The following is a 7,301-nucleotide window of genomic DNA, read 5'->3' on the forward strand; positions in this document are numbered from 1 at the left end:
CGCTGTGCGCGCGTCGCACCCTGGAGGGCTTCTTCGGCGCGCTCGCCGGGCCCTCGCCCGCCTGACCGCGCTCGCCCGCTGCGGTTCACCGACGCGGTTTACCCGAGCACGCCACGGGCACCCGCCCCGACATGACCTCCGACAACGAGACCGCCGTCGCGAAGATCGCCGAGCTGGCGAGCGACATCACGATCGCCATGCTCACCACGGTCGACCAGGAGGGCCACCTCACGGCACGTCCGATGGCCCAGCAGGAGACCGAGTTCGACGGCGACCTGTGGTTCTTCGTGGAGAAGGACTCGCGCACCGCACGCAGCATCTCCGTGAACCCGAAGGCGGGCGTCTCGCTGAGCTCCCGCGACACCTGGGTCTCCCTGTCCGGTACGGCGACCCTGGTCGAGGACCGCGCCAAGGCCCAGCAGCTGTGGAACAAGTGGGTCGAGGCCTGGATGCCGGGCGGCGTCGACGACCCCAACCTCACCCTGATCCACTTCCACGCCGAGGCGGGCGAGTACTGGGACACCCCCGGCGGCCTCGTCGCCTCCGCCCTGAGCTTCGCGAAGGCCAAGGTCAGCGGAGAGCGCTACGAAGGCACGGAGAACGAGACCGTCGACCTCCGCTAGCAACCGACCTGTGCGCGGCGACAGTCGCTATGGCGACTATCGCCGCTCACGACTCGACGGGCTGCTCCACCCGCCTCGTCTCCACCGTCAGTCCGCCCCTGCGCCGCCCGCCGGACAGCTCCGCGGCGCGGATCAGGGCGTGGGTCCACATGACGAGCTGCACCTCCTTGGCCAGCATCAGCCGGTTGTAGAGCAGGTGGGACAGGCGGTCGCCGGGGCGGGCCCAGGACTCGATCACGAAGCGGATGCCCTCCTCGAGCTCCTCGACCCGGAACTCGATCTGGCCCGCCTCGAGATGGCCCCGCATCGTGGCGAACCGGAAGGCCCGGGCGTCGGAGGAGATCACCCGGACCGGGCCGTCCCAGGGGCCGGGGAGCCGGATGAGGAACTCGTCGCCGGGCGTCATCGCGCCGTCGACGCCGCGGGTGCGACGGAAGACCGCCATCCCCGACGGGGCCCACTTGTTGGGGTCCGCCTCGAGGCGCGCCAGGAGCTCCTCCGGCCCGCAGCCGCCCGTGATCCGCACCGCGTAGCGGCGGTGCAGAAGGGGTCCGTAGCCCGCCTCGACCGGCTGGATGTCCTCGTCCGCGAAGTCGGCGGGGACGGGGTCGGGGAGGTCCGTCGCGTCGCCCGGCTCCTCGTGGCGGTGGACCACGGTGGTCCGCCAGAGGTACCGCCAGGACACGACGGCGATCCCGATCGGCCACCGGACGACGGCCCCGACGTGGCGGGCGTCGCCCGACGGGCGGTGCAGAGCGGAGTGGAAGGGCACGGGCATGGATACCCGGCGGACCGGGAACCTACCGGTGTGACCATCGGAACGCTCCTCCGCCGCGTCGGCGTACGCGCGATCCACCTGCAGGCCGCCTCGATGGGGTCGGTCGGGCTCTGCATCGGACTGTGGGTGCGGGCCAAGACCGTGGACCAGGAGGAACGGGGCAACGCCGAGCGGCGGGCCCTGTTCGTCGGCCTCTGGCCGTCGACGATCTGGCTGATCGGCGAGTCCGTCCGCCAGGCCGAGCAGGGCCGCCGCCGCTGAACGTGTCCGTCGCCCGGGGACGGGTAGTCCCTCCGCAGACGACGAGAGGGGACACCGTGGCGGACACGGTCGGCGACCACCTGCTGCAGCGCCTGCGCGAGTGGGGGGTCGAGCAGGTCTTCGCCTACCCGGGCGACGGCATCAACGGCATCGTCACCGCCTTCGGGGCGGCGGACGACCGACCACGGTTCATCCAGTCCCGGCACGAGGAGATGTCCGCGTTCGAGGCGGTCGGCTACGCGAAGTTCTCCGGCCGCGTCGGGGTGTGCATGGCGACCTCGGGCCCGGGCGCGATCCACCTGCTCAACGGCTTGTACGACGCCAAGCTCGACCACGTGCCCGTCGTGGCGATCGTGGGGCAGACCGAGCGCAGCGCCATGGGTGGGGCCTACCAGCAGGAGGTGGACCTGCAGGCGCTGTTCTCCGACGTCGCGAGCGAGTACCTGGTCGAGGTGAACGTCGCGGAGCAGCTGCCGAACGCCCTGGACCGGGCGATCCGGACCGCGCTCGCGAAGCGGGCACCGACCGCGTTGATCATCCCGAGCGACCTGCAGACGGAGAGGTACACGCCGCCGGCGCACGTGTTCAAGGACGTGCCCGCGGGCGGGACCACCGAGTTCGTCGCACCCGTCGTCACCGCGCCGGAGGTCGAGCTGGACCGCGCCGCCGAGGTGCTCAACGCCGGGTCCAAGGTCGCGATCCTGGTCGGCCAGGGTGCCCGCGGTGCGGCCGCCGAGGTCACCGCGGTGGCCGACGTCCTCGGTGCCGGTGTGGCGAAGGCGCTGCTCGGCAAGGACGTCCTGCCGGACGACCTGCCGTTCGTGACGGGCTCGATCGGCCTGCTCGGCACCCGCCCGAGCTACGAGCTGATGCGAGACTGCGACACCCTGCTGATGATCGGGTCCAGCTTCCCGTACAGCCAGTTCCTGCCGGAGTTCGGCAAGGCCCGCGCGGTGCAGATCGACCTCGACGGCGGCCTGATCGGCATGCGGTACCCCACCGAGGTCAACCTGGTCGGCGATGCGGGCGACACCCTGCGCGCGCTGCTTCCGCGGCTGTCCGGACCCGCCGACCGGTCGTGGCGCGAGAAGGTCGAGTCCGACGTCGTCGGCTGGTGGCAGACCATCGAGCAGCAGGCCCACGTCGACGCCGACCCGGTCAACCCCATGCGGATCGTGTGGGAGCTCAACGAGCGGCTGCCCGCCGACGCGATCGTCACGGCCGACTCCGGCTCGGTCGCGAACTGGTACGGCAAGGTCCTGCGGATGACCGCCGGGGTGCGGGGCTCCCTGTCCGGCACCCTCGCGACCATGGGGAACGCCGTGCCGTACGCGATCGGTGCGAAGTTCGCCCATCCCGACCGTCCCGCGATCGCCCTGACCGGCGACGGCGCGATGCAGATGAACGGCCTGGCCGAGCTGCTCACGATCCGCCGCTACGCCGACCGCTGGTCCGACCCCCGGCTGGTGGTCTGCGTGCTGCACAACAACGACCTCAACCAGGTCACCTGGGAGCTGCGGGCGATGGGCGGCGCACCCAGGTTCGACGAGTCGCAGGTCCTGCCGGACGTCTCCTACGCCGACCTCGCCCGCGGGTTCGGCATCGAGGGGATCGCCGTCGGGGAGCCCGACGAGCTGGGCCCGGCCTGGGACCGTGCCCTCTCCGCCCCCGGCCCGGTCCTGATCGACGTGCGCTGCGATCCCGAGGTCCCGCCCATCCCGCCGCACGCCACGGCGGAGCAGGCGCTGTCCATGGTGCAGGCGGTGCTCAAGGGCGACCCGTCGGCCGCGCACCTGGTCGTCGAGGGCGCGAAGACCAAGCTGCAGGAGCTCCTGCCGGGCGGCAAGGAGTCACCGGGTCGGTAGTGGACAGCCGGGCCGCGCGGCCTCCAGAATCCGCCGGTGGACGACGTCGGTAGCGCCCTCGACAGCCTGCTCGCGATCGCGGCGGTGGCGGCCCTCGCCCCGCTGCTGCTGGGCCTGCTGCCGTGGTTGCGCGTCCCGCAGGTCGTGCTGCTGCTCGCGGGCGGGATGATCGTCGGGCCGCAGGTCCTGGACCTGGCCTCGCCCGATCCCGTCGAGCCGCTGGCGGACCTCGGGCTGGGGTTCGTCTTCCTGCTCGCGGGCTACGAGATCGACCAGCGCCTGTACCGGCAGGACGCGGGACGCCGGGCCGCGGTGGCCTGGTTCGTGTCCCTCGCGCTGGCGCTCGGCGTCGTGGCGTTGCTCACCTGGCTCGGGGTGGTGCGGGCGTTCGTGCCCGTCGCGCTGGCGATGACGACCACCGCACTGGGCACGCTGGTGCCGATCCTGCGCGAGAACGACATGCTCCGCGGGCGCCTCGGCCGGTACCTCATGGCGGGCGGTGCGGCGGGGGAGCTGCTGCCGATCATCGCGATCGCCGTGTTCCTCGGCGTCGGGAACCGGTTCGTGGCGCTGCTGTCGCTGGGGATCGTGCTCGCGGTGGCGGTGCTGCTCGGCCTCGCCTCGCGCGTCCTGCGGCCGGGCTCGCGGCTCTCCGACGTCTTCGCCGAACGCCAGCACGAGACCAGCCAGATCACGTTGCGTTTCACCGTGCTGCTGCTGGTGCTGCTCCTCGCCGTGACCGAGCGGTTCCATCTCGACGCCGTGCTCGGCGCCTTCGTCGCCGGGATGGTGCTGCGCCGGTGGGCCGGTCCGAACGCCCCGGTGCTGGAGGAGAAGCTCGACGTGGCCGGGCACGGCTTCCTCATCCCGATCTTCTTCGTCTACTCGGGGATGACGATCGACCTGGACGCGATCGCGGAGGCGCCGCTGCGGCTGCTGCTCTTCTTCGCGCTGATGCTGGCCGTGCGCGGGTTGCCCGCGCTGCTCGTCTACCTCGGCGTGCTGTCGCTGCGGGAGCGCGTCCAGACCGCACTGGTGACGGCGACCGCGCTCCCGTTGGTGGTCGCGCTGGCCGAGATCGGGGTTCGGAACGGGACGATGCTGCCCGAGAACGCCGCCGCGCTCGTCGGGGCGGGGGTCCTCACGGTCCTCGTCCTCCCGACGGTCGCGGCGGCCCTCCACAAGCCCGCCCCGGACCCCCTCGTCCGCACGCCTTAGCGGGTGCCGTAGCGGCGGCGGAACTTCTCCACCTGGCCCGCAGAGTCCAGCACCCGGGTCTGACCGGTCCAGAAGGGGTGCGACCACGCGGTGGTGTCCACCCGGATGAGCGGGTAGGTCTCGCCGTCGCTCCACTCGATCGTGTCCCGCGAGGTGGCGGTCGAGCGGGTGAGGAACGCGTCGCCGGTCGTCCGGTCCTGGTAGACGACGGGGCGGTAGGTGGGGTGGATGTCGGGTCGCATCGGTCCTCCTGGGGTCGTGACTCGTAGACGATAACGGTTGTCATGTGCGGATGATTCCCGCGGGGTCACGACCCCGCACGGGGCCGTCCTCGCCCGGGCCGCGGAGAGAGGTGGCGCAGACGCGGCGCGGGACCTCACCACGTGAGCCCTTGCGCCCGCCGCGCTCTCGTGCGGACCTCCCGCACGGGAGTGCCGTTCGTGTGGTCGAGGCGAGCGTCAAGGGGCTGGGCGGGTGCCGCTCCCCACCCCGGATCCCCTGTTCGCAGTATGTCGTCCCACCCGCGGACCACCGATCATCTGGATCGGTACACGAGCGAACCGGTACGGCGAGGGGAGCCCGTCGATGGTGGTCACCACCGAGCGCAGCGTCACGCGCCCCGCTCGCCCGCGCCGGCTGCGGGCGTTGGGCCGCGAGCTCCGTTCCTGGCCGACGGTCCTGATGGTCGCGCTCTGCCTCGCCGTGGGCATCCCGCTGACGATCACCCTCACCCCCACCCAGGACCTCACGGTCCTGGGTCAGCACATCGCCGTCGGCGCCCGCACCCCCGACCTGTCGCTGGAGGGCCCCGCCGGGCTGGTGCAGATCGGCAACACCCAGCTCGACATCCCGCGCCTGCAGGTCTGGGGCCCGCTGCGGCCCCAGCTCTGGCTCGGCCCGGTCCAGCGCAACGACGCGGCCGCCGAGATCCTCGACCCGGACTCCACCGCCCAGGCCTCCGCGCACGCCGTGGAGCAGCTCAGGACGGGGTTCCTGAACTGGTACCTGCTCGGCGCGGTCGGGATCGTCGGGGTCGCGCTGGCCATCTCGGCGCTGGTCGGCTGCGCGCGGATGCTCGGCATCCTGCGCCGCGCGAAGGGCGGGGACGTCACGGTCGCGGACGTCTGGCACCGCTGCTCCGGCACGATCGGCCGGATGGCGCTGGTGGCCGTGACGGTCTCGGTGGTCGCCTGGGGCGCGTGCGGCGCGCTCGCCTACACCGGCACCATGCGTGGCCTCGCCACGGTCGGCTCGCTGTCCGACCTGGTCGGGGCCTCACGGGTCACGCCGGCGCCGGTCGGCCCCACGGTCACCGGCTACGAGGGCGTGGTGATCGGCGACTCCCGGGTCGCCCGCGTCGGCGGACCGCCGGTCGCCGAGCCGGAGGGGGACGACGTCGCCTGCGAGCGGTCCGCGGACTCCCTCGCCGCCGAGCTGGGCACCATGGTGCCCAGCGCGGTCCGGAACCTCGCCTGCCCCAGCGCCACGATCGCCCAGGGTCTGCGCGGCCCGCAGCAGCGCGGCGACGTCGCGGTCCCGCCCCAGGTCGCGCTGCTCAAGCAGATGCCGGACCTCAAGTTCGTGGTGGTCGCCATCGGCCCCAACGACGTCGGCTGGTCGGACCTGATCAAGTACTGCTACGGCGTCCCCACCTGCGACGACAACCTCACCCGCGGCGAGTTCGACTACCGCATGGCCGCGTTCGACCGGGACTACGCGGCCCTGCTCCAGGACCTCGCGGAGCTGCCCAGCACGCCGCAGGTGATCGTCATGACCTCCTACGACGCCTTCCCGCGGGACACCGACCCGGCCTGCGCCGACGCCCGCGGCCCGGCCTACGCCGTCGGGCTCACCCAGGAGAAGATCGACCTGCTGACGGACCGGAACGACCAGCTCAACGGCGTGCTCCGGGCGGGGGCCGAGAAGTACGGCTACACGGTGGCCGAGCCCGTGCTGAGCCTGCTGTGCCGCACGGGCGCCGACGGCATGGGCCCTGACCTGCAGGGCCTGGCGGACCGGTTCGCCTTCCACCCGACGGCGATCGGCTCGCTGCGGCTCGCGGCCACCGTGGCCAGGCTCGTCGACACCGAGGCCGGTTGAGAGACTGGGGCCATGGTGTCCCCGATCGACCTGTCCCCGGAGGAGCGCCCCGGCGCCGTGACCGACCCGCGGGAGGTGCTGCGGCTCGGGGGAGCGCCGCTGCCGCTGACCACCCCGGCGCGGATCTACGTCTGCGGGATCACGCCCTACGACGTCACGCACCTCGGGCACGCCGCCACCTTCGTGTGGGCGGACGTCGCGGCCAGGGTCGTCCGGATGACGGGTGTGGAGACCGTGGTGACGCGCAACGTCACCGACGTCGACGACGTGCTCACCCGGATCGCCGCCGAGCGCGGCCGGGCGTTCGACGAGTTCGGGCTCACCCAGGAGTACTACGTCGAGCGGGACATGGCGGCCCTGCACGTGCGGCCGCCCACGCACACCCCGCACGCGCGGCACCACGTCGGGCACGTGGTCCGGCTCGCGATCGCGCTGCTCGCGGCCGGGGCGGCGTAC

General features: G+C 72.7%; 7 protein-coding genes and 1 pseudogene. 6 read left to right on the forward strand and 2 right to left on the reverse strand.

The window, feature by feature from the left end; genetic code table 11:
• The first annotated feature begins 131 nt into the window (after nucleotides 1-131).
• Nucleotides 132-623, forward strand: coding sequence for a pyridoxamine 5'-phosphate oxidase family protein (locus tag H5J29_RS14925; RefSeq protein ID WP_181781564.1), 492 nt, complete (start codon nucleotides 132-134; stop codon nucleotides 621-623).
• Nucleotides 624-669: 46 nt separating this feature from the next.
• Here H5J29_RS14925 and H5J29_RS14930 read toward each other — a convergent pair whose 3' ends face one another.
• Entirely contained in the window at nucleotides 670-1,401 is a 732-nt protein-coding gene (locus H5J29_RS14930; protein ID WP_181781565.1) for a DUF1990 family protein, read from the reverse strand.
• Between the two features lie 30 nt (nucleotides 1,402-1,431).
• Between H5J29_RS14930 and H5J29_RS14935 the strand changes: the two genes are divergently transcribed.
• Genes H5J29_RS14935 through H5J29_RS14945 form a run of 3 tightly spaced genes read left to right on the forward strand, consistent with a single transcriptional unit; the run spans nucleotide 1,432 to nucleotide 4,745 of the window.
• Nucleotides 1,432-1,662: a hypothetical protein gene (locus tag H5J29_RS14935; protein WP_181781566.1), complete on the forward strand. Its 231-nt coding sequence runs from the start codon at nucleotides 1,432-1,434 to the stop codon at nucleotides 1,660-1,662.
• Nucleotides 1,663-1,718: 56 nt separating this feature from the next.
• Nucleotides 1,719-3,527: a thiamine pyrophosphate-requiring protein gene (locus H5J29_RS14940; RefSeq protein ID WP_181781567.1), complete on the forward strand. Its 1,809-nt coding sequence runs from the start codon at nucleotides 1,719-1,721 to the stop codon at nucleotides 3,525-3,527.
• A 36-nt stretch (nucleotides 3,528-3,563) separates the two neighbouring features.
• Nucleotides 3,564-4,745 carry a cation:proton antiporter gene (locus H5J29_RS14945; protein WP_181781568.1) on the forward strand — a complete coding sequence of 394 codons (1,182 nt, stop codon included), beginning with the start codon at nucleotides 3,564-3,566 and terminating at the stop codon, nucleotides 4,743-4,745.
• On the opposite strand, the gene H5J29_RS14950 is transcribed toward H5J29_RS14945, so the two are convergent.
• Complete coding sequence (locus tag H5J29_RS14950) at nucleotides 4,742-4,987, reverse strand: type B 50S ribosomal protein L31 (protein WP_181781569.1); 246 nt, start codon at nucleotides 4,985-4,987, stop codon at nucleotides 4,742-4,744. The two genes, H5J29_RS14945 and H5J29_RS14950, sit on opposite strands and share 4 nt — an antisense overlap.
• Nucleotides 4,988-5,330: 343 nt before the next feature.
• On the opposite strand from H5J29_RS14950, the gene H5J29_RS14955 reads away from it, so the two are divergent.
• Entirely contained in the window at nucleotides 5,331-6,845 is a 1,515-nt protein-coding gene (locus tag H5J29_RS14955; protein WP_181781570.1) for a GDSL-type esterase/lipase family protein, read from the forward strand.
• A 12-nt stretch (nucleotides 6,846-6,857) separates the two neighbouring features.
• A pseudogene (locus tag H5J29_RS14960) lies at nucleotides 6,858-7,301 on the forward strand (hypothetical protein); the annotation flags it as partial.

This window comes from Pseudonocardia pini, assembly GCF_013870575.1.
GTDB classification, from domain to species: Bacteria; Actinomycetota; Actinomycetes; order Mycobacteriales; family Pseudonocardiaceae; genus Pseudonocardia; species Pseudonocardia pini.